Source organism: Cellulosimicrobium sp. SJTW-1 (assembly GCF_047716875.1).
Classification (GTDB): domain Bacteria; phylum Actinomycetota; class Actinomycetes; order Actinomycetales; family Cellulomonadaceae; genus Cellulosimicrobium; species Cellulosimicrobium funkei.
Genome location: NZ_CP136680.1, coordinates 3,550,086 through 3,568,580 on the forward strand (window position 1 = coordinate 3,550,086; position 18,495 = coordinate 3,568,580).

20 protein-coding genes are annotated in these 18,495 nt (G+C 76.4%); 6 read left to right on the forward strand and 14 right to left on the reverse strand.

Annotated features, from left to right (window positions below):
- Positions 1 to 18: 18 nt before the first annotated feature.
- Complete coding sequence (locus RSE42_RS15910; RefSeq protein WP_415297077.1) at positions 19 to 3,069, reverse strand: LuxR C-terminal-related transcriptional regulator; 3,051 nt, start codon at positions 3,067 to 3,069, stop codon at positions 19 to 21.
- Positions 3,070 to 3,574: 505 nt separating this feature from the next.
- On the opposite strand from RSE42_RS15910, the gene RSE42_RS15915 reads away from it, so the two are divergent.
- Together RSE42_RS15915 and RSE42_RS15920 are read left to right on the forward strand one after the other, a co-directional pair.
- Positions 3,575 to 3,790, forward strand: a complete 216-nt coding sequence (locus tag RSE42_RS15915) for a hypothetical protein (protein WP_085387325.1) — start codon at positions 3,575 to 3,577, stop codon at positions 3,788 to 3,790.
- Positions 3,790 to 4,815 (forward strand): CorA family divalent cation transporter, encoded by a 1,026-nt coding sequence (locus tag RSE42_RS15920; protein ID WP_415297079.1) that lies wholly within the window; start codon positions 3,790 to 3,792, stop codon positions 4,813 to 4,815. Before RSE42_RS15915 ends, RSE42_RS15920 begins: the two co-directional genes overlap by 1 nt.
- Positions 4,816 to 4,867: 52 nt before the next feature.
- Here RSE42_RS15920 and RSE42_RS15925 read toward each other — a convergent pair whose 3' ends face one another.
- The 9 genes from RSE42_RS15925 to RSE42_RS15965 all read right to left on the reverse strand — a co-directional run bounded on the left by RSE42_RS15925 (position 4,868) and on the right by RSE42_RS15965 (position 12,395).
- Complete coding sequence (locus RSE42_RS15925) at positions 4,868 to 6,508, reverse strand: glycosyl hydrolase family 18 protein (protein ID WP_415297081.1); 1,641 nt, start codon at positions 6,506 to 6,508, stop codon at positions 4,868 to 4,870.
- A gap of 222 nt (positions 6,509 to 6,730) precedes the next feature.
- Entirely contained in the window at positions 6,731 to 7,171 is a 441-nt protein-coding gene (dtd, locus tag RSE42_RS15930) for a D-aminoacyl-tRNA deacylase (protein ID WP_409141882.1), read from the reverse strand.
- Positions 7,168 to 8,250 carry an asparaginase gene (locus RSE42_RS15935; protein WP_415297083.1) on the reverse strand — a complete coding sequence of 361 codons (1,083 nt, stop codon included), beginning with the start codon at positions 8,248 to 8,250 and terminating at the stop codon, positions 7,168 to 7,170. The genes dtd and RSE42_RS15935 overlap by 4 nt, the downstream gene beginning before the upstream one ends.
- Before the next feature lie 8 nt (positions 8,251 to 8,258).
- Positions 8,259 to 8,597, reverse strand: coding sequence for a DUF2516 family protein (locus RSE42_RS15940; protein WP_308200541.1), 339 nt, complete (start codon positions 8,595 to 8,597; stop codon positions 8,259 to 8,261).
- 10 nt (positions 8,598 to 8,607) lie between these two features.
- A complete protein-coding gene (locus RSE42_RS15945; protein WP_043660314.1) occupies positions 8,608 to 9,045 on the reverse strand; it encodes a type II toxin-antitoxin system VapC family toxin in 438 nt (145 codons plus the stop codon).
- 10 nt (positions 9,046 to 9,055) lie between these two features.
- Positions 9,056 to 9,388 (reverse strand): type II toxin-antitoxin system prevent-host-death family antitoxin, encoded by a 333-nt coding sequence (locus tag RSE42_RS15950; RefSeq protein ID WP_396050433.1) that lies wholly within the window; start codon positions 9,386 to 9,388, stop codon positions 9,056 to 9,058.
- Positions 9,389 to 9,452: 64 nt separating this feature from the next.
- Positions 9,453 to 10,595, reverse strand: a complete 1,143-nt coding sequence (locus tag RSE42_RS15955) for an FUSC family protein (protein WP_168945272.1) — start codon at positions 10,593 to 10,595, stop codon at positions 9,453 to 9,455.
- Complete coding sequence (locus RSE42_RS15960; protein WP_043654726.1) at positions 10,592 to 11,734, reverse strand: YgfZ/GcvT domain-containing protein; 1,143 nt, start codon at positions 11,732 to 11,734, stop codon at positions 10,592 to 10,594. The genes RSE42_RS15955 and RSE42_RS15960 overlap by 4 nt, the downstream gene beginning before the upstream one ends.
- A gap of 64 nt (positions 11,735 to 11,798) precedes the next feature.
- Positions 11,799 to 12,395: an FABP family protein gene (locus RSE42_RS15965; RefSeq protein WP_043654723.1), complete on the reverse strand. Its 597-nt coding sequence runs from the start codon at positions 12,393 to 12,395 to the stop codon at positions 11,799 to 11,801.
- A 254-nt stretch (positions 12,396 to 12,649) separates the two neighbouring features.
- Here RSE42_RS15965 and RSE42_RS15970 point away from each other — a divergent pair, with 254 nt between their 5' ends.
- Positions 12,650 to 13,045, forward strand: a complete 396-nt coding sequence (locus RSE42_RS15970) for a DsrE family protein (RefSeq protein WP_415297087.1) — start codon at positions 12,650 to 12,652, stop codon at positions 13,043 to 13,045.
- Between the two features lie 51 nt (positions 13,046 to 13,096).
- Here the strand turns inward: RSE42_RS15970 and RSE42_RS15975 are convergent, their stop codons facing one another.
- Genes RSE42_RS15975 through RSE42_RS15985 form a run of 3 tightly spaced genes read right to left on the reverse strand, consistent with a single transcriptional unit; the run spans position 13,097 to position 14,832 of the window.
- Positions 13,097 to 13,576 carry a DUF4395 domain-containing protein gene (locus RSE42_RS15975; protein WP_076404531.1) on the reverse strand — a complete coding sequence of 160 codons (480 nt, stop codon included), beginning with the start codon at positions 13,574 to 13,576 and terminating at the stop codon, positions 13,097 to 13,099.
- 36 nt (positions 13,577 to 13,612) lie between these two features.
- Entirely contained in the window at positions 13,613 to 14,101 is a 489-nt protein-coding gene (locus tag RSE42_RS15980) for a thioredoxin family protein (protein ID WP_415297089.1), read from the reverse strand.
- On the reverse strand, positions 14,098 to 14,832 hold the full coding sequence (locus RSE42_RS15985; protein ID WP_043654716.1) for a hypothetical protein: 735 nt from the start codon (positions 14,830 to 14,832) through the stop codon (positions 14,098 to 14,100). Before RSE42_RS15985 ends, RSE42_RS15980 begins: the two co-directional genes overlap by 4 nt.
- A 369-nt stretch (positions 14,833 to 15,201) precedes the next feature.
- Here RSE42_RS15985 and RSE42_RS15990 point away from each other — a divergent pair, with 369 nt between their 5' ends.
- Positions 15,202 to 15,984: a winged-helix domain-containing protein gene (locus RSE42_RS15990; RefSeq protein WP_061267987.1), complete on the forward strand. Its 783-nt coding sequence runs from the start codon at positions 15,202 to 15,204 to the stop codon at positions 15,982 to 15,984.
- Positions 15,981 to 16,925, forward strand: a complete 945-nt coding sequence (locus RSE42_RS15995) for an alpha/beta fold hydrolase (protein ID WP_043654714.1) — start codon at positions 15,981 to 15,983, stop codon at positions 16,923 to 16,925. The genes RSE42_RS15990 and RSE42_RS15995 overlap by 4 nt, the downstream gene beginning before the upstream one ends.
- Before the next feature lie 33 nt (positions 16,926 to 16,958).
- Here the strand turns inward: RSE42_RS15995 and nth are convergent, their stop codons facing one another.
- On the reverse strand, positions 16,959 to 17,684 hold the full coding sequence (gene nth, locus RSE42_RS16000; protein WP_043654712.1) for an endonuclease III: 726 nt from the start codon (positions 17,682 to 17,684) through the stop codon (positions 16,959 to 16,961).
- A gap of 98 nt (positions 17,685 to 17,782) precedes the next feature.
- On the opposite strand from nth, the gene RSE42_RS16005 reads away from it, so the two are divergent.
- Positions 17,783 to 18,460 (forward strand): Crp/Fnr family transcriptional regulator, encoded by a 678-nt coding sequence (locus RSE42_RS16005; protein ID WP_021481784.1) that lies wholly within the window; start codon positions 17,783 to 17,785, stop codon positions 18,458 to 18,460.
- Positions 18,461 to 18,495: the final 35 nt, after the last annotated feature.

Sequence of the window (18,495 nt, forward strand, 5' to 3'; positions counted from 1 at the left end):
CCCCGAATCGACCCCGGCTCAGCGCCCCACGCGGTGCGCCAGGACCGTGAGCTCGACGCGCGAGCGCACGCCGAGCTTGCGGAACACGCGCCCGAGGTGAACCTCCACGGTGCGGACCGACAGGTAGAGCTGGTCCGCCGCCTCCCGGTTCGACGCGCCCTGGACGACGAGGAGCGCGACGTCGAGCTCGCGCTCCGTGAGCTCGTCCGCCCACCGGCCCCGCAGCTCCGCGAGCGCCTCGTCCGTCACGTCGCTCTCGCGCACCGCGAGCCGGCACGCGTCCGGCGGGGCGGGCCGCAGCGCGGCCTGCGCCTCGACGCCGGCGCGCGCGACCCCGAGGGCGGCGTGCATGCTCCCGGCCCGCGGGGCCGCGGGCCACGTGCCGCCCGGGACGACGGCCCCGCCGCCGAGGACGCCGGGCGCCCCCGGCACGGCCGCGGTCAGGTCCTCGGGCACCGGGCCGCCGAGGAGGCGGACCACCTCGGCGTGCTCGTCGAGCGCGATCGTCGTCCAGGCGTCCGCGCCCGCGTCGTCGAACAGCTCGATCGCGGACAGGAACAGGCCGTGGGCGCGCTGCAGCTCGCCCGCACGCACGAGGGCGCGCGCGGCGCACAGGTCCGTCCGCGCGTGCTCGTAGGGCGACGCCGTCGTGCGGTTCACGCGCGTGGCCCGCTCGAGCGGCGCGGTGAGGTCCTCGGGCGCGGCGAGCGAGACGTCGGCGCGCACGAGCGTCGCCGACCGCAGCGACGGCGGGAGCTCCTTGGCGTCGACCCGGCGCCGCGCGAGCGCGCGCTGCGCCGCGTCATGGCGCCCGGCGACGACCCAGGCCTCGACGTCGTCCAGCCCGGGCAGCGGCAGCATGCGTGCGCTGTCGGGACGCTCGCGCTCCGCGGCGAGCTCGAGCAGCGTCGCGGCCTGGGTCACGTGGTGGGCGAACGCGGCGCCCATGGCGCGGTCCACGAGCAGGCCGAGGCGCACGGGCCGCGACGTCGGGCTCGCGCACGTCTCCTCGAGCGCCGTCGCGACGGGCCCGACGACGCCCCGGGTCATCATGTCGAGGCGGCGCGCGGCGGCCACGCCCATCCCCGCGAACGGCAGGCCGAGCGGCAGGCGGAACGCGGCCTCGGCGAGCTCGTCCGCAGCGCGCGTGAGGGTGCCGCGCCACAGGTGCACGAGCGCCTGCGCGAGCCGGACGTGCGCCTCGGCGAGCGGCGTGAGGGCGGCGTCCGGGCCGTCGAACCACCGGCCGCCGTCGCGCACCGGGGCCAGGGAGGCGACGACGCTCGCGAGCGTCTGCGCGGCGTCGTCCAGCCGGTCGTCGGCGGCGAGCCCGAGCGCCCGGCTCACCTGGAGCGCGGCCTCGTGGTCCGGGCCCAGGTCGACGTCGGGCACGACGCCGCGCTCCCCCACCCCGAACACCGCGGCCCAGGAGCGGGCGAGCGCGAGACGGGCCGGGGTCGCGTCGTCCTCGCACCACGACGCGAGGAACGTCGCGGTGTCGAGGAGCTGGGAGGTGCTCACGCCGTCGCCCCGCTCGGCGTGCAGCCGCGCCGCCGTGAGCACGCCCGTCACGACCCCGGCGACGGCGTCCGGGGGGAGGCCGTCCGGCCGGCCCCCGCGCAGGTAGGGCGACAGGACGTCGTCGGGCACCTGGCCCTCGGCGAGCGTGAGCGCCGCGACGAGCGGGCCGAGCGTGCACGCGCGCAGCGCGTCGTCCCCGCTCCGCGAGGCCTTGCGCAGCCAGTCGGCGGCGTCCTGCACGTGGCCCGAGCGCAGGGCCGCGACGCCGGCGATCGCGAACGCCTCGGCGCGATGCTCGGCGCCCGCCTGGCTCGCCGCCTCGCGCGCGACCTCGTGCGCCCACACGACGTCGCCGCGGTCGAGGTGGCGGCGCGCGATGCGCAGGAGACCCGGGACGAGCGCCGGGTCGCCCACGAGGGTCGCGAGCGCCGAGTGCCACACCGCGACGTCCTCCTCCCCCGCCCGCCGGTGCGCCTCGGCGAGCGCGACGTGCGCCGCCGTGCGCTCGGCGAGGCGGGCGTCGGCGTGGACGAGCGAGCGCATGCGCGGGTCGACGAACGCGAAGCGGCCCCCCGCGAGGACGAGGTGCTCCGCGAGCGGGCCGTCGAGGACCTGCTCCATCGCGAGCCCCGTCGCGGACAGCACGAGCTCGGTGCGGTCGACGACGGCTACCGCCGCGACGAGCAGCGCCTGGCGCTCCGCCTCGCTGAGCGCGGCGAGCCGGTCGGCGAAGAGCGACCGGACGGCGGGGACGGCGGGCAGCGGGTCGGGCAGGATCGACCCGCCCGAGAGCTGCTCGGGGGTGAGGAGCGCCGCCGTCTGCGTGATGGCCGCGGCGTTGCCGCCGAGGAGGTGCGCGAGCCGCGCCGCGACGTGCGGGGCGACGGCGAGCCGCCGCTCGACGAGCAGGAGGTGGAGCGCGTCGGCCGACGCGAGCGGCGGGACGGCGCGCAGCTCGAACGGGCCGGCGGACGGGTCGAGCGCGCCCGCGGGCGCCGTCCCCAGCAGGACGACGGGCGCGTGCCGCTGCGCCACGAGGCTCGCGAGCACCGACCGGCTCAGCTCGTCCTGGAGGTGCAGGTCGTCGGCGACGAGCACGACGGTCGCGCCGTCGAACGTCGCGACGAGGAGCTCGGCGAGCGCGACCGCCGCCACCTCGGGCAGGTAGCCGAAGCCCGGGTCGACCGGCTCGAGGACCCGCGTGAGCCGCTCGGGCACCACGCCGCCCGCGAGCTGCGACACCTGCGACACGACGGAGACGACGGCCGACCCGGGAGCGGGGACGCCCGCGGGCGGCCGACAGCGGAGCGTGACGGTCGGCTGCGCGAACTCGTGCGTCGCGACGGCCTCGCACACGAGCTCGAGCGTCGCGCTCGCGCCCATGCCGTGCTCGGCGGTCCACACGAGACCGCCCTTGCCCTCGCTCACGGCGGCGAGCGCGCGGTCGACCTCCTGCGCGCGGGACGAGAGCCGCTCGAGCCGTCGCGCGAACCGCGAGTCCGCGCGACGGACCGGCTCGGGAACCATGTAGTCCTGCTGTTCTGACATGTCGGGACCCTCCGTCCGGGGGCTTCGTCGCCCGTCGACCGGATGAAATGTTAACAACCCTCCGTAAACAAGGGATCACCTCATCGTTTCCCGCTCGTCACACGGCCGCCACCTGGGCCGACGCCCGCACCTCGACGGTTGCTGCCCGCTGCCCGGAGGGCTAGCCTGGCCTCGATCCCCGTCGCGGCCACGACCCCCGTGCGCCCCGACCCGGGTGCGGCGCCCACGGCGCCGCCGCCACGAGAGCGAGGTGAGCCCCATGCCTGACGGCAGCAGTCATAGATCCGTGCACTGCGCGCTCACCCCCCGTGGCTCGCGACCCGACGCCTGAGCCCGGCCGACGCAGGTCCCTGCGTCCCCGGCCGTCGTCCGTCCCGCGCGGGGAGGTCGCCAGTGCGCTCCGCGCGCGCCCCGTGCGCGCCGCCGGACCTCCCCCGCCGACGCACCCGCGCCGCCCGCCCGTGGCCGCGCCCGTGCCGTCCGCCCGCCGGAAAGGACGACCACCATGACGCAGCGCTCCCCTGCGACCACGCCGACCACCACCCCCGCCGCCCCGGTGCGGACCCGCCCCGCCCGGACGCCCCTGCGCGCCCCGCGCGAGGAGCGGCGCCGCACGCGCCGGCCGAACCTCGAACGGCAGTCGATCTCCTTCACCGTGGGGCTCTACCTGTTCATCTGCGCCGCGCTCCTCACCGCGCACTTCACGGCCGGCGGTGCGTGATGACGACGATGCTGCCCGAGACCCCCGGCCTCGCCCCCGGGACGGAGACCCGCCTGCCCGCCCCGGCGCGCGGCGGGCTCGACCTGCACGCCCGCGCGCACGGCGACGGCTCGCCCCGGTTCGACCCGCGCGTCCTGCGCTCGCGCTGGGTGCAGGTCGCGGTCGGTGACCCCGGCTCCGCGGCCCGCGCGGCCGAGCACGGCGTCGACTTCGCAGCCGCCGGAGGACGCGTCTGGGAGACGGACGCGCACGTCTACCTGCCGGTGACGGCGACCCGGCGCGACGGCGACCGGGTGGTGGACGAGCGCATCGTGCTCGCCCTGTCCGCCGACGTCGTCGTGACGGCCCAGCCGCAGCGGCACTACGCCGTCTTCGACAAGGCGATCGCCCGCATGCGCCGCACGCCGTGGCTCATCGGCTCGTCGTACGGCGTCGCGTACGCGCTGCTCTACGCGCTCAACGAGGCGGCCGACCGCGTCGTGTCCTACGCGAGCGACCTGCTCGAGGACATGTCCGACGAGATCGACGAGGCCACGCGCGGAGTCGACTCGCGCGGCCGGGAGATCGGGGTGAGCGACATGCAGGACACGATCACGCGCATGAACCGCGCCGAGGAGATAGTGTCGCGCGCCCAGGAGTCCCAGCTCTCGCTCGCGCGCGCCGCGCGGCACCTGCGCAGCGAGATCGCGGACTCGGACCCCGTGCTCGCGGGGCTCGTCGAGACGCTCGTCGCGGACGTCGACGGCGTGAAGCAGCACGCCGGGTTCGAGCACGACAAGGTGCGCTACCTGCAGCAGGCGATCATGACGTCGCTCGACGTCAAGCAGGCGCAGATCGTCAAGGTCTTCACCATCATCACCGCGGTGTTCCTGCCCCCGACGCTCATCGCGTCGTTCTACGGCATGAACTTCACGCACATGCCCGAGCTCGACCGGCCGTACGGGTTCACGCTCACGGTCCTGGTGACGCTCGTCGCCGCCGTCATCCCGCTCGCGTACATCAAGCGCCGCGGCTGGCTGCGCTGAGCGACGGACGGTGCGGTGCGCGGCAGAGGCCGCGCACCGCACCGTCAGGGTGTCAGGCGCAGGTGCCGACGACGCGCCAGGCCGGGTACCACTTCTCCGTGCCCGGGACGTTCGTGCGGACCCACCACGCGGCGCGGTAGTTCACGCCCTCGTGCGAGACGACGCGCCCCCCGACGTACGAGGTGCTGCGGTTCCAGCCCGGGAAGCACGAGCCGGGCGCGGTCGGGTCGACCGGACCGGCCGGGGCCGCGCGGTAGACGTCGGCCGCCGTGCCGACGAGCTCGTCCTCGTAGTCGCCCGCGAGGTCCCAGAACATCGAGCCGCCGAGGCCCTTCTCCGTGATCCACGACGCCTTGAACTCGACGGCGCGCGGCGTGTCGACGCTCCACCACTGGTCGCCGTCGTAGCGCCACGAGGCCCCGCTGACCTCGTCGAAGTACTCGGTCCCGTGGTCGCGCAGCTCGAAGTACTGCTTGTTCCCGGCCTCGTAGGTGCCGGGGGCGACGCCCGCGGCGGGCTGCCAGGCGCCGTTCGAGTCGCCGGCCCCGACGCCGGACCAGCCGCGGCCGAACGCCGGGATGCCGAGCGTGAGCTGGGCGGGGTCGACGCCGCGCGACAGGTAGAGGTCGATGCCGTCCTCGAGCGAGATCGTGCCGGGCTGCGAGGTGTCGTGCAGGTTCGCCTGGTGCCCGGCGAGGTTCGGCGACCAGCCACCGTGCAGGTCGTAGCCCTGCATGTTGCCGTAGTCGAGGTAGTCGAAGATCGTCGGGGCGTCCCAGCCGGCGTTCACCACGGTGGGGCTCACCGGGATGTAGGCGGAGAGCAGGTAGTCCTTGCCCTGCGCGGCACCGCGCTCGTCGAGCTGCTTGCGGAACTCGGCGAGGAGGGCGGTGAAGTTCGCCTTGTCGTTGACCGGGTCGACGTGGTTCTCGGGGTGCTGCGACCAGTCGGGGGCCCCGGGCCACTCCCAGTCGACGTCGATGCCGTCGAACAGGCCCGCGGCCGCGCCGGGGCCGCCGCGGCCGTCGATCACGGGCAGGTTGCCGTCGATGTAGAGGTCGATGCACGACGCGACGAACTTCGCGCGGCTCTCGGGCGTCGCCGCGGCCTTCGAGAAGAACTTGGACCAGGTCCAGCCGCCGAGCGACATGAGGACCTTGGTGTCGGGGTGCTCCTCCTTGAGCTTGCGGAGCTGGTTGAAGTTCCCCGCGAGCGCCTGGCCCGGCTCGTCCGCGACGCCGTCCACCGAGTCCTCGGCGGAGACGGCTCGCACGAAGTCGGCCTGCGCGTCGCCGGCGCCGTCGTTGCCGCCCGGCTCGGGCGTGCCCGGAGCGTCCGCGAGGAAGCACGTGAGGTCGGTCGGGTGGATGTTGCCGAACGCGTAGTTCACGTGGGTGATCTGCTCGGCCTGGCCCGACTCGACGAAGTCGCGCACGGTGTAGCCGTAGTTCTCCGGGGCCCAGGACATGAAGTAGCCGACGTTGCGGTACCCGTTGAGGGCGGCGTCGCCGTTCGGGGAGTCGGGCGTCGGGGTGGTGGCCGCCGCCGTGGCGGTCAGGGGGGTGGTCGGCGCGGCGGCGGCGGTCGTCGCGGCGGCGACGGCCCCGCTCGCGGCGAGCGCGAGGGCGGTGAGGCCGGCGGCCGCGCGCGTGGCGCGGGCGCGGCGCGGGGCGGACGGGCGAGGACGGTGCATCGAGAGGACCTCTCGTCGACGAGGTCGGTCGCCGACCCGCGCGGACGCGCGGCGGTGCGGCCTCCTGCGGGGCCTGAGCGACCGGCTGACGTGAGCGACCGTAGCCGTGGGCGGGGCCCGCGGGACTACGTGCTTCCCACACTCTTCGCGTCACGCCCGCCGCACGGGGTACGCGGTCCTCCGTACGCAGGCCCCGTACGGGACAGCCCGTACGACGACGCGTCAGGCCTCGAGGATCAGCGTGACCGGGCCGTCGTTGACGAGGTCGACCGCCATGTGCGCGCCGAACCGCCCGGTCGCCACCTCGACCCCGCGGGCGCGCAGCGCCTCGACGACCGCGTCGACGAGCGGCTCCGCGACGGGACCGGGCGCCGCGCCGTTCCACGACGGCCGCCGACCCTTGCGCGTGTCCGCGTAGAGCGTGAACTGGGAGACGACGAGCACGGGCGCGCCCTCGTCGAGCACGGACCGCTCCCCCGCGAGGATCCGCAGCTCGGCGATCTTGCGCGCGATCGTCTCCACCTGCGCGTCGCCGTCGTCGTGCGTGACACCGACGAGCGCGAGCAGGCCCGGTCGGTCGATCGCGCCGACGACCTCCGCCGTCCCGTCCTCGGCCACGACGCTCACGCTCGCGCGCGTCACGCGCTGCACGACGGCCCTCACGGCCGTCCCCCGTCGTCGCGCCGCGCGGCGGCGGACGAGAGGCCCTGCGAGGCATCGTGCGCCGCGTCCGTCCCGGGCTCGTCGAGCACCGCGCGCACGGTGCCCACCGGCTGCCCGGCACCGAGCACGGGCACGTCGCCGAGCGCGTCGAGCGCCGACCCGTCCGTTCCCTCGACGTCGAGCGCGCCGAGACGGCGCAGCGCCGCGGCGAGCACCGCCGGGCGGGGCCGGGACGCGCCGTCGAGCACCTTGAGGGCGAGGGCACGGCCGTCGGGCAGCCCGGCCCCGTACACCCCGTCGGCCCCGTCCTTGGCGACCAGGCCCGGGACGGCGCGCATCGCGAGGGTCGCGTCGCGTCCCGTGCCGCCCACCATCTCGGGGAACGCCGCCATGGCGCGCGCGACCTCGGCCTCGGCCGAACCCGGGTCGTGCTGCGGGGCCGCGGCGAGGCGCCCGAACGCGCGGGCGAGCCCGCGCACGGTCGTCGAGAAGAGCGGCGCGCCGCAGCCGTCGACCGTCACGTGCTCGACGGCGACGCCCGTCGCCTCCGCGACGGTCTCGCGCACCGCGACCTGCAGCGGATGGTCGTGCTCCAGGTACGTGCGCGGGTCCCAGCCCGCGACGACGCACGTCGCGAGCATCGCCGCGTGCTTGCCGGAGCAGTTCTGGGTGATCGACGACGGGCCGTTCCCCGCCTCCTGCCACGCGAGCGCGGCCGGCGGGTGCAGCGGGAGGTCCGGGGTGTTGCGCAGCGCGGACTCGTCGAGCCCGGCGCCCGCGAGGATCTCGCGCACCCCCGCGAGGTGCTCGGGCTCGCCGTTGTGGCTCGCGGCGGCGAGGGCCAGGAGGCGCGGCGGCAGGCGCAGGCCGTGCCGCAGCATCGCGACGGCCTGGAACGGCTTGACGCTCGAGCGCGGCCAGACGACCGTGCCGGCGTCGCCGCGCTCGAGGAGCGTGCCTCCGTCGGGCTCCAGCAGCACGAGGTGCCCCGTGTGGACGGACTCCACGAGGTCGCCGCGCACGACCTCGGCCAGCGGGACGGCGGCGCGCGCGACCCCGGTGCGGACGTCGTCGGTCACCGCGGCGCTCACCAGCCGCCGGGCCGGCCGGACGACCCGTTGCCGCGCCCGTTCCCGTAGGGCTGGAGGCGGGGACGCACGTCGACGAGGTACACGATCGCCGCGACGACCGCGATGATCCCGATGAAGCCGAGGTTGATCCCGCCGCCGAGCGGGATGGAGAGGAAGCCGAGCGCCGCGGCGACCCCGAGGATCGCGAGCCAGATCGGCTTGCTCAGCTTGCCCTCGGCCGTGAACGCGCTCGCGGGCCGCCGGATCGCGTCGACGAGCGCGAAGAGCTGCGTCCCGAACACGACCAGCGACAGGAGGAGGTAGACGATCCACTGCAGCGACCCGAAGATTCCCACGGGCACGAGCCTACGGTCTGGCGAGCGGCCACGGCACCACGCGCAGCCCGGCGGCACGCGCCGCGGTCACGACGTGCGGGTCCCACGCGGCCACGACCGTGTCGTCGTGCGCGACGGCGAGCGCGCTCGCCACGTGCACCGCGTCGTTGCTGCGCAGCGACCCGGCGGCGACGAGCCGCGACGCGCGGTCGGTGACGGCGCCGGACACCTCGACCACGTGCAGCGCGGGTCGCAGCGTGTCCCAGGTGCCGAGCGCGCGGGCGTGCGCCGGGCCGTCGATGACCCCGCCGCGGGCCCCCGCGGCGAGCGCGGCGCGGACCTCGACGTCGGCGAGGCGGCTCGTGACGACGACGTCCGCACGGTTCCACAGGCGGCTCGCGAGCGCGGAGCCGGCCTCGGGGACGCACAGCTTCACGAGCGCGCTCGCGTCGAAGTAGACGAGGGCCACCGCGGGCCCCTCAGCGCCGGATCCGGCGCACGAGCGCCGCCACCCCGCCGCCGCGGGCGGCCCGGGCGCCGTCGGACGGGCGCGGGCCGTCGGGACCCGCCGGACGTGCCCCGTCCGTCGCCGCGGCGAGCACCGGCGCGGGCACCGCGTGCACGGGGCGCTCCCCCGCCGGGGGGACCAGGACGCCGTCGCGCACGAGCTCGGTGACGAGGTCCGCCGTCGCGACGCCGGTCAGCCGGGCGACGGGGACGCCGCGCTCGGTGATGACGACCTCCTCACCGTCCCTGGCCCGCTCGATCCACGACTTGAGCTCGGCGCGCAGCGCGCTGACAGGGACCTCCATGCCCCGACCGTACCGGCCCGCGGTACCGCTGTGCAGGGGTCTGTCGTCCCGGGTGCGAACGCTCTCAGAGCTCGGGGAGCGCGTCGCGCGCCTGCTCGGGCGTCGCGCCCGCCGCCTCCAGGGCGTCGACGATCGGTGACCGCACGAGCATCACGAGCGACTGCACCTGCCAGTCGCCGTCGCCGAGCGCGTGGGGGTCGGCGCTGCGGGCCACCTCGAGGAGGACCTCGCGCGCGACCGCCGGGTCGCGCCCCGCGCCGACGGCCTCGGCGAGCACGTGCACCCCGGCGCCGAACCGGGCGACGAGGTCCGCCACGGCGTCGAGCTCGTGGTGGTCCGGGCCGCTCGCGACCGGCCGCGCACGCCGCGCCAGGACGCGCACGCTGCGCATCGCGCGGTCGACGAGCACCGCCTGCCGCTCGAGCCCGCCCAGCTCGTCCCGGTGCCGCAGCCCGGCGGCGCTCACGCGCGCGAGCTCGCGCGCGGAGGTCGCGGACGACTGCCACTCCTCGAGCGCGCCCTCGGACGCCCGGCCCTTGACCAGCGCCGCGTCGAGGTCCGCGGGGTCGCGCGCTCGCAGACCGCGCGCGAGCACGTCGAGCACGCCCGCGAGCTCCGACGTCGCCTCGGACCCGAGCAGGCGGGGTCGTCGTCGGGGGTCGCCCGGCGTGAGGGCCGCGACGGCGAGCGCGACGGCGCCGCCCACGAGCGCGTCCGTCCACCGCCCGAGCGGGCCGCCCGCCTGCGCGGCCGGCAGCCCGACGATGACGATGGCCTGCACGCCCGCCTGCGTCGTGAGCATCGCGCCCCGGTCGATGAAGCGTGCGGCGAGGGCCGAGACCGCGAGGACGACGGCGACCTGCCACCAGCCCGACCCGATCGCGTGGACCACGAGGTCCCCCAGGCCGACGCCGATCGCGACGCCCACCGCGAGCTCGAGCACGCGGCGGAGCTGACGGTCCTGGCTGAAGCCGAGGCAGATCCACGCGGAGACCGGCGCGAAGAAGGGGGCCGTGTGCCCGAGCCCGTACCGGGCGATGCCGAACGCGAGGCCGGCAGCCGCCGACGCCTGGAGGATCGGCCACAGCGCCACGCGCACGCGCGACGCGCCCTGCCGGACCCGGGCCCGCAGGAGGAGCCGGCGCCACGCCGTCCGGGCGACGTCGACCGCCCCCGGGGACTGCCCGCGCGCCGGCCCCGACGTCACAGCATGCTCGTGGGTGCGCCCTCGCCGCGCGGCGTGACGCCGCGCCCGACGGGACCGCGCGCGGCCGGACGGTCGACGGAGACGCCCTCGCCGGGCACCACGACCTCCTGCGCCGCGGAGATCGCGCCGCCGTCGCAGTCGACGAGGAGCTCGGCGTCGACCGGCGCGCTCCGCTTGAGGACCGCGAGCGCGATCGGCCCGAGCTCGTGGTGGCGCGCGACCGACGTGACGGACCCGACGGCGCGGCCGTCGAGCGTGACCTCGGCCCCCGGGGCGGGCAGCAGGTGGCCCGAGCCGTCGAGGTGCAGCATGACGACGCGCCGCGGCGGACGCCCGAGGTTGTGCACGCGCGCGATGGTCTCCTGCCCGCGGTAGCAGCCCTTGTGCAGGTGGACGGCGGTGCGCAGCCAGTCGGTCTCGTGCGGGATCGACCGGTGGTCGACCTCCGTCGCGAGGCGCGGGCGCCAGGCCTCGACGCGCGCGGCCTCGCTCGCCCACGTGCCCACGAGGCGCCACCCGGCGGCCTCGCGCGCCGCGACGGCGTCGGCCAGCTCCGCGCGCGGGACGAGCACGAGCCGCCACGGGCGCTCGCGGCCCGGGTGCTCGTCCTCGGGCGGGCCGTACCGCGTGCCGCCCGCGAGGACGCGCGGCCACGGGTCGCGCCAGGTCACGGGCTCGTCCTCGGCGCCCTCGGCGTCGACCGGCTCGCCGAGCGCGGCCCACTCGTCCGTGGCGTCGGCGATCTCGACGCGGAGCATGAACTTCATGCGGTCGAGCCACGCGGCGAGGTCGGCCGCGTGCGCGCGCTCGGTGACGAGCCACGTCGTGGTGCCGTCGTCGACGACCGACGCCGCGTGCTCGACATGGCCCTGCGGCGAGAGCACGAGCAGCTCGGTCGAGGTGCGCGGCGCGAGGTCCGTGAGGTCCTGGGACGTGATGGAGTGCAGCCAGCTCAGCCGGTCCGGGCCCGTGACCGTGACGACGCCCAGGTGCGACTGGTCGACGACGGCGCCGCCCGTGCGCAGCGCGCGCTGCTCCCCGGTGGGGTCGCCGTAGTGCCAGGCGACGCCCTCGTCGGGGCCCGTCGCGGGCACGGCGCCGTGGCGGGACAGGAGCGGGCTGGTGTAACCGGTGGTCACGGGTGGTCCTCCTTCGTCGACGCGTCCGGGCCGGGCGGGCCCTCGGGCCGCCCGGTGGCCTGCGTCAGGCCGACGGGCGCCGGGTCAGCTTCGCGGACGCGTACGACTGCAACGGCTGACCGAAGGCCGCCAATTCCCACACCCACAGGAGCTGGCCCTCGACGAACCCGTAGAGCCGCTTCGAGGCCGTGACCTCGGACGCGGTGGACGTGCGCGCGATGAGGTCGCTCGCCAGGTCCACGCGGCCGTTGCCGACGGCGCCCAGGTACACCGACACGCGGCCCGCCGGGTCGGCGACCAGGACCTCGAGCGGGTGGCGGTCGTCCTCCAGGCCCTCGGGCCGGTCGGTCGACACGCGCCAGTAGCCGGTCTCCGTGGACCAGACGGGCGACGCGGCGGCCGCGGCGTCGAGGGTGGCCTCGTCACGCTCGGGCCACTCGCCCTCCGCGGGCACCGTCTCGGGGACCGCGGCGTCGAGGACGCGCAGCGTCGACTCGTAGCGCAGGTAGGGGCCGCCGTCGTGGTCGAACACGACGTCGTGGACGAACGGCGTCTCCTCGATGCCCGGGTACTTGACGACGCCCTCGCCGCGCCAGCTCCCGACGAGCCAGGCGAGCGGGTACACCTCGGGAGCGAGGCCTTCGGGGAACTCGAACGGCATCAGCGACCACCTCTCGGAGTCGGGCGACATGCGGCGCCCGCGCGGGGACGGGCCCCGCGCGGCGACGTCAGCGCTGGCCCTTGAAGAGCTTGTAGACGACGTACCCGGCGAACCACGTGATGGTCACCGTCGCCGCGAGGAGCAGGCCGAGGAAGATCAGCTCGAGAGTGTGCGGGCTCATGCGGGCGATCCTACCGGCCGGACGGCACCGGCACGCCGTGGCCGTGGTCACCCGCGGGGCTACGCTCGGCCGCGTGACCGACTCCTCGCTCCCTGCCGCCGCCCCCCGCTCCCGCTCGCTCGTCGTCAAGACGACGTCCGGGCTCGACCGGCCCGAGGCCGCGAACCAGGCCTTCACCGTCGCCGCCGCCGCGGTCGCGGCGGGCGTCGAGGTGAGCGTGTGGCTCACGGGCGAGGCGGCGTGGTTCGGGGTGCCGGGCCGCGCGGCGGAGCTCGAGCTCGAGCACGCGGCGCCGCTGCCCGACCTGCTCGACGCGGTCCTCGCCGCGGGCACGCTGACCGTCTGCACGCAGTGCGCGGCGCGCCGCGGGATCACGGCCGCCGACGTCCTGCCCGGCGTGCGCATCGCGGGGGCGGCGGTGTTCGTCGAGGAGGCGCTGCGCGAGGGTGCCCAGGCGCTCGTCTACTGAGCGAGCCGGGCCCGCGGCCGCTCGCCTGCGGGGCGGGCGCGCGCCGGGCCGTCAGCGGGCCGGCGCGACCCGGCGCAGCAGCAGGTACAGCTCGCACCCGAGGCACAGGCCGAACGCGGCGTTGAGGACGGCGGCCACGAGCGCGAGCGCCGCCGCGGCCGGCACGGCGCCCGCGACGCCGATCAGGCCGAGCACGACCCCGGCACCGGTGATCACGAGGCCCACCGCCTGCGCGAACCGCGGCGGCCTCGGGTCCTCGCGCTCCGTCGTCGGGCCGATGCGCGGGAGCAGGACCAGCCGATAGACGGCCGCCTGCCACGTGCCCTGCGCGCCGCGGACGGTGCCGAGCAGGAAGCTCGCCGCGACGACCGCGAGCAGCACGAGCGCCGCGGGCGACGTCCAGAGCAGGATCACCACGGCGAGTAGGACGGCCGTCATGCCCGCCCCCGCGCGCGGCCCGCGCGGGTCGATGCCGGCGGGCGCGCCGCCCGGCTCGGTGACGGTGGCCTCCGGGCCTGCCTGGTCGCTCACTCGGGTCTCCTCCGGTCGGGCCGTCGGAGACGGCGGTCAGCTGCCTGGCACGCTCGCGGGCCGCGCGCCCGGGTCCGCGACGGCGAGCGCCGCGAGCGCCTGGGCGCGGTTCATGCCCCCGCTCGCGCGGGCGACCTCGCGGCCCTCCGCGTCGAGCACGAGGACGGTCGGCGTGCGCAGTATGCCGAATGCTCGCACCAGGTCGAGGTGGTCGTCGACGTCCATCTCACGATGCGTCACGTCCGGGTGCGCGGCGCTCACGTCGCGCAGGACCCGGGCGGTGGCGCGGCACGGCGCGCAGAGCTCGGCGGAGAACTGGACGAACGTGCGGCGCTCCGCGAGCGCGACGCCGTGCGCCGCCCAGTCCACGGGCGCGGGCCCGGCGGCGCCGGCCGCGGGCGACGCGGGCCCTCTCCCCCGCGCGGCCCGCACGACGCCCTGGCGGCGCTGCCACCACACGCCGAGCGCGGCCGTCGCGACGAGGGTCACGACGAGCAGCACGACGGCGAGCGGCGACGGGGTCACCCGACGATCACCCGGCCGACGACGAAGATCAGGGTCCCGCCGACGGCGACGGGCAGGGCGGTCGCCGAGAACGCGCCCAGACGGCCGCGCAGCTCGGGGAGCTGGTCGAAGAGCGCGTGCAGCGACGCGACGAGCAGGCCCGCGACGACCCCCGCCCAGACGCCGCCCAGCAGCTCGAGGTCGGGCATGACGTAGCCGACGGCGCCGCCCGCGAGCACCGCGAGGCCGAGCGTCAGCGCGGCGTTGAGCCAGCCGCCGAGCGGCAGCGCGGACACCGCGGACGCCACGGCGAGCGCGACCGCCGTCGTGACGACGAGGGACTCGCCGGCGTCGGTGCGGCCCGCGGCGATCCAGCCCGCGCTCGACGTCGCCACGACGATCCCGCTCACCGTGCCGATGAGCGACTCGACCAGGCGCGGACGGCCGTCGCGCCGCAGGAGCTCGGCGACGAACGCGAGGACGACGGAGAGCGCGAGCACGACGGGCAGGTGGCGCAGCGCGGGCTCCCCGTGCGTCGCGGCGGTCGCGGCCACGGCGCCGAGCCCGGCGATCGCGATGACGACCCGGGTCCCGCCGTGGACGGGGATGTCGAGCAGCCGCGGCCAGCCGATCGCGACGCCCAGCGCCAGCGCGCCCGACGCGATCGTGAGCGGCAGCGGGCCGAAGAACGCGGCGACGGCCACGACCGCCGCCAGGCATGCCGTCACGACGGCACGGGTCGAGAGGTCCACGCGGTCAGCGCCCCGTTCGGGGGTCGCGGGAGGGCGTCGGGTCGTGCAGCACGCCTCAGAGTGTCGCAGAGACTCGCCACGGGCCGCTCACCGGCTCCCTGTCGACGGCCGGGCGGCGGCCGGGCGGCCGTCTCACGAGCGGGCTGCGGCGTCGCCGCCGGGCAGCGCTGTCACCGGCCGGCGAGGGCGGACGCGCGCGATGTGAGACACGCACCGTGCGGGCGGCCGGCACGCGATACGGTAACCGTCCACGGACCGCGGACGTGGCCGACGACGTGGCGTGCCCCGTAGAGGTCCGTCCCGCCCGGTCGCCACGCGTCGACGCCCGGGGGCGCCGCCCGCGCCCCGCGACCCGGAAGGAGGTGCCGGATGGCCGACCTGCTCATCCTCACCCCCGCCACTGGCGGTTCCGTCGAGGTGCTGCCCGCGCTCGGCCTGCTCTCGCACCGCATCCGGGTCCTGCCCATGGAGCCGTCGGCGCTGGTCGACGCACCGGACTCCGACGTCGTGCTGCTGGACGCGCGCCGCGACCTCGTCGCGGCCCGCACCACGTGCCGGCTCCTGCACGCCACGGGCCTGACGGTCCCGCTCGTGCTCGTGCTCACCGAGGGCGGGCTCACCGTGGTGACCGCCGAGTGGGGTGCCGACGACCTCCTGCTGGAGGGCGCCGGACCGGCCGAGGTCGAGGCCCGGCTCCGGCTCGTCATCGAGCGCTCCGCGCGGGGACCGGCCGAGGACGGACCGCAGGAGATCGCGGCGGGCGAGCTCGCGATCGACGCGAGCGGCTACACCGCCCGGCTGCGCGGCCGTCCGATCGACCTCACGTACAAGGAGTTCGAGCTCCTCAAGTACCTCGTCCAGCACCCGGGCCGCGTGTTCACCCGCGCGCAGCTCCTCCAGGAGGTCTGGGGCTACGACTACTACGGTGGCACGCGCACCGTCGACGTCCACGTGCGCCGTCTGCGCGCCAAGCTCGGGCCGGAGCACGAGCAGCTCATCGGCACGGTGCGCAACGTCGGCTACCGGTTCGACCCGCCGAAGGACCGCCGTCCCGCGGCGGCCGCGGAGACGTCCGGAGCGGACGCCGCGGGCGCCGGATCCGGGTCGTCGGCCGACAGCGGGTCCGGGACGCCGGTAGGTTCGTCCGGGTGACGCCCGACCCCTCCGACTTCACGTCCGCCCTCCTCGACGGCCCCTGGCGCCACGAGTTCGTGCCGGCCAACGGGGCCCGCTTCCACGTGGCGCTCGCCGGTCCCGAGGACCGCGGCGTGCGGGACCCCGGCCCGCCGCTCGTCGTGCTGCTCCACTCGTTCCCCCAGTTCTGGTGGGCGTGGCGGCACCAGCTCGAGCCGCTGGCCGCCGCGGGCTACCGCGTCGCCGCGATGGACGTGCGGGGCGTCGGGGCGTCCGACAAGCCGCCGATCGGCTACGACGCCCCGACGCGCACACGTGACATCGCCGGCGTGATCCGCTCGCTCGGGTCGGGGCGCGCGGTCGTCGTGGGCCACGGCACCGGCGGCAGCCTCGCCTGGGCGATGGCTGCGCTCCAGCCCGCCGTGACGGCCGGGGTCGCCGCGTTCTCCGCGCCGCACCCCGCACGCCTGCACACGTCGGCCCGACGGCTCCTCACGCCCGCCGCGCAGCGCCAGCTCGCGTTCTACCAGGTGCCGACGCTGCCCGAGCGCGCGCTCGTCCGCGGCGACCTCGTGGCCGACGTGCTCGCCACGGGCGCCGCGCAGCCCTTCGCGCCCGACGTCGTCGACACCTACCGCACCGTCATGCGCATCCCGTTCGCGGCGCACACCGCGATGGAGTCGCTGCGCTGGGCCGTGCGCTCCACCCCCCGGCCCGACGGGCGCCGCTTCCTCGCCGCGCTCCGCCACCCCGTCGAGGTCCCCGCCCTCCAGGTGCACGCGGCGCGCGACGGGCTGCTGCGCCGCGACCTCGCGGACGCCGACGGCGCCGCGCTCGCCCGGGACTTCCGGTTCGAGGTCGTGGACGACGCCGGGCACTTCCTCCCCGAGGAGGCCCCGGGCACCGTGACGGACCTGCTCCTGGACTGGCTCCCCACGACGCAGCGGCCCGCGGGCTGACCGCGCCCTCGCCCGGCCGTCCGCGCGAGACCCTCAGCTCGTCTTGACGAGCGCGGCCGCCTTGACCGGGTCGACCTCGCCGACGCCGAACGACGGGCACCACCGCGCGATCGTGCACGCGCCGCACGCCGGCTTGCGCGCGAAGCACACCCGCCGGCCGTGGAAGATCAGCCGGTGGGAGAGCATCGTCCACTCCGACTTCTCGATGAGCCCGCCGACGACCTGCTCGACCTTGACCGGGTCCTCCTCCGTGGTCCACCCCAGGCGGCGCACGAGGCGGCCGAAGTGCGTGTCCACGGTGAGCCCCGGCACGCCGAACGCGTTCCCGAGCACGACGTTCGCCGTCTTGCGCCCCACGCCGGGCAGGGTGACGAGGTCCTCCAGGCGGGCGGGCACCTCGCCGTCGAACCGCTCGACGAGCGCCTGGCCGATCCCGATGACCGACTGCGCCTTGGCCCGGAAGAAGCCCGTGGGCCGCAGGATCTCCTCGAGCTCGGCGCGGTCCGCCGCCGCGTAGGCCGCGGCGTCCGGGTAGCGCGCGAAGAGCGCGGGCGTCGTGAGGTTCACGCGCTTGTCCGTCGTCTGGGCCGAGAGGACCGTCGCGACGAGCAGCTCGAGCGGCGTGGTGAAGTCGAGCTCGCAGTGCGCGTCCGGGTAGGTGACCGCGAGCTCACGGTTGGTGCGGCGCGCGCGCCGCACGAGCGCGAGGTGCGACTCGGGCTTCGGGGCCCGCGCGCGGGCCTGCTCGGTGGTGGTCACGAAACCCACCGTAGCCGCCGCCCCTGACACCCGAGTTGCAGCCGTAGGGCAGACTTGTCCTGGAACATTTCCGAGGACGAGACGATAGGACACCCCGCGTGGACGACGACGTTGTGCTCTCCGCCCCCCTGTTCGCGACGATGGACGCGGACGAGACGCGCACCCTCTTCGAGTCGATGCAGCAGATCGAGCTCTCGCGCGGAGACGTGCTGTTCCGCGAGGGCGAGCCGGGCGACCGCCTCTACGTGATCGCGAGCGGCAAGATCAAGCTGGGGCGCCGCTCCAACGACGGCCGCGAGAACCTCCTGTCGATCCTCGGCCCCGGCGAGATGTTCGGCGAGCTCTCGCTCTTCGACCCGGGCCCCCGCACCGCCACCGCGAGCTCCGTCGCCGACTCCGTGATCTACGAGCTCGGCCACGACCAGCTCGTCGAGTGGATCGAGAAGCACCCGAGCGTCGCCAAGCACCTGCTCAACGCCCTCGCGCGCCGCCTGCGCCGCACGAACGAGACGCTGGCCGACCTCGTGTTCTCCGACGTGCCGGGCCGTGTCGCCAAGGCGCTCCTCGACCTGTCGACCCGCTTCGGCGAGGAGACGGACGAGGGCATCCGCGTCGCGCACGACCTCACGCAGGAGGAGCTCGCGCAGCTCGTCGGCGCGTCGCGCGAGACCGTGAACAAGGCGCTCGCCGACTTCGCGACGCGCGGCTGGGTCCGCCGCGAGGGCCGGGCCGTCGTCCTGCTCGACATGGACCGCCTGGAGCGCCGCGCGCGCTGACCGGCCACGCCGGCCGAGATGCCGACGAGAACGGG

Excerpts from the sequence above, each read along its gene's own strand:
- RSE42_RS15965 (WP_043654723.1), bottom strand. The coding sequence starts at position 12,395 with ATGCCGTTCGAGTTCCCCGAAGGCCTCGCTCCCGAGGTGTACCCGCTC.
- RSE42_RS15910 (WP_415297077.1), bottom strand. The coding sequence starts at position 3,069 with ATGTCAGAACAGCAGGACTACATGGTTCCCGAGCCGGTCCGTCGCGCG.
- RSE42_RS15950 (WP_396050433.1), bottom strand. The coding sequence starts at position 9,388 with ATGGAGGTCCCTGTCAGCGCGCTGCGCGCCGAGCTCAAGTCGTGGATC.
- RSE42_RS15920 (WP_415297079.1), top strand. The coding sequence starts at position 3,790 with ATGACGACGATGCTGCCCGAGACCCCCGGCCTCGCCCCCGGGACGGAG.
- RSE42_RS15915 (WP_085387325.1), top strand. The coding sequence starts at position 3,575 with ATGACGCAGCGCTCCCCTGCGACCACGCCGACCACCACCCCCGCCGCC.
- RSE42_RS15925 (WP_415297081.1), bottom strand. The coding sequence starts at position 6,508 with ATGCACCGTCCTCGCCCGTCCGCCCCGCGCCGCGCCCGCGCCACGCGC.
- RSE42_RS15990 (WP_061267987.1), top strand. The coding sequence starts at position 15,202 with ATGGCCGACCTGCTCATCCTCACCCCCGCCACTGGCGGTTCCGTCGAG.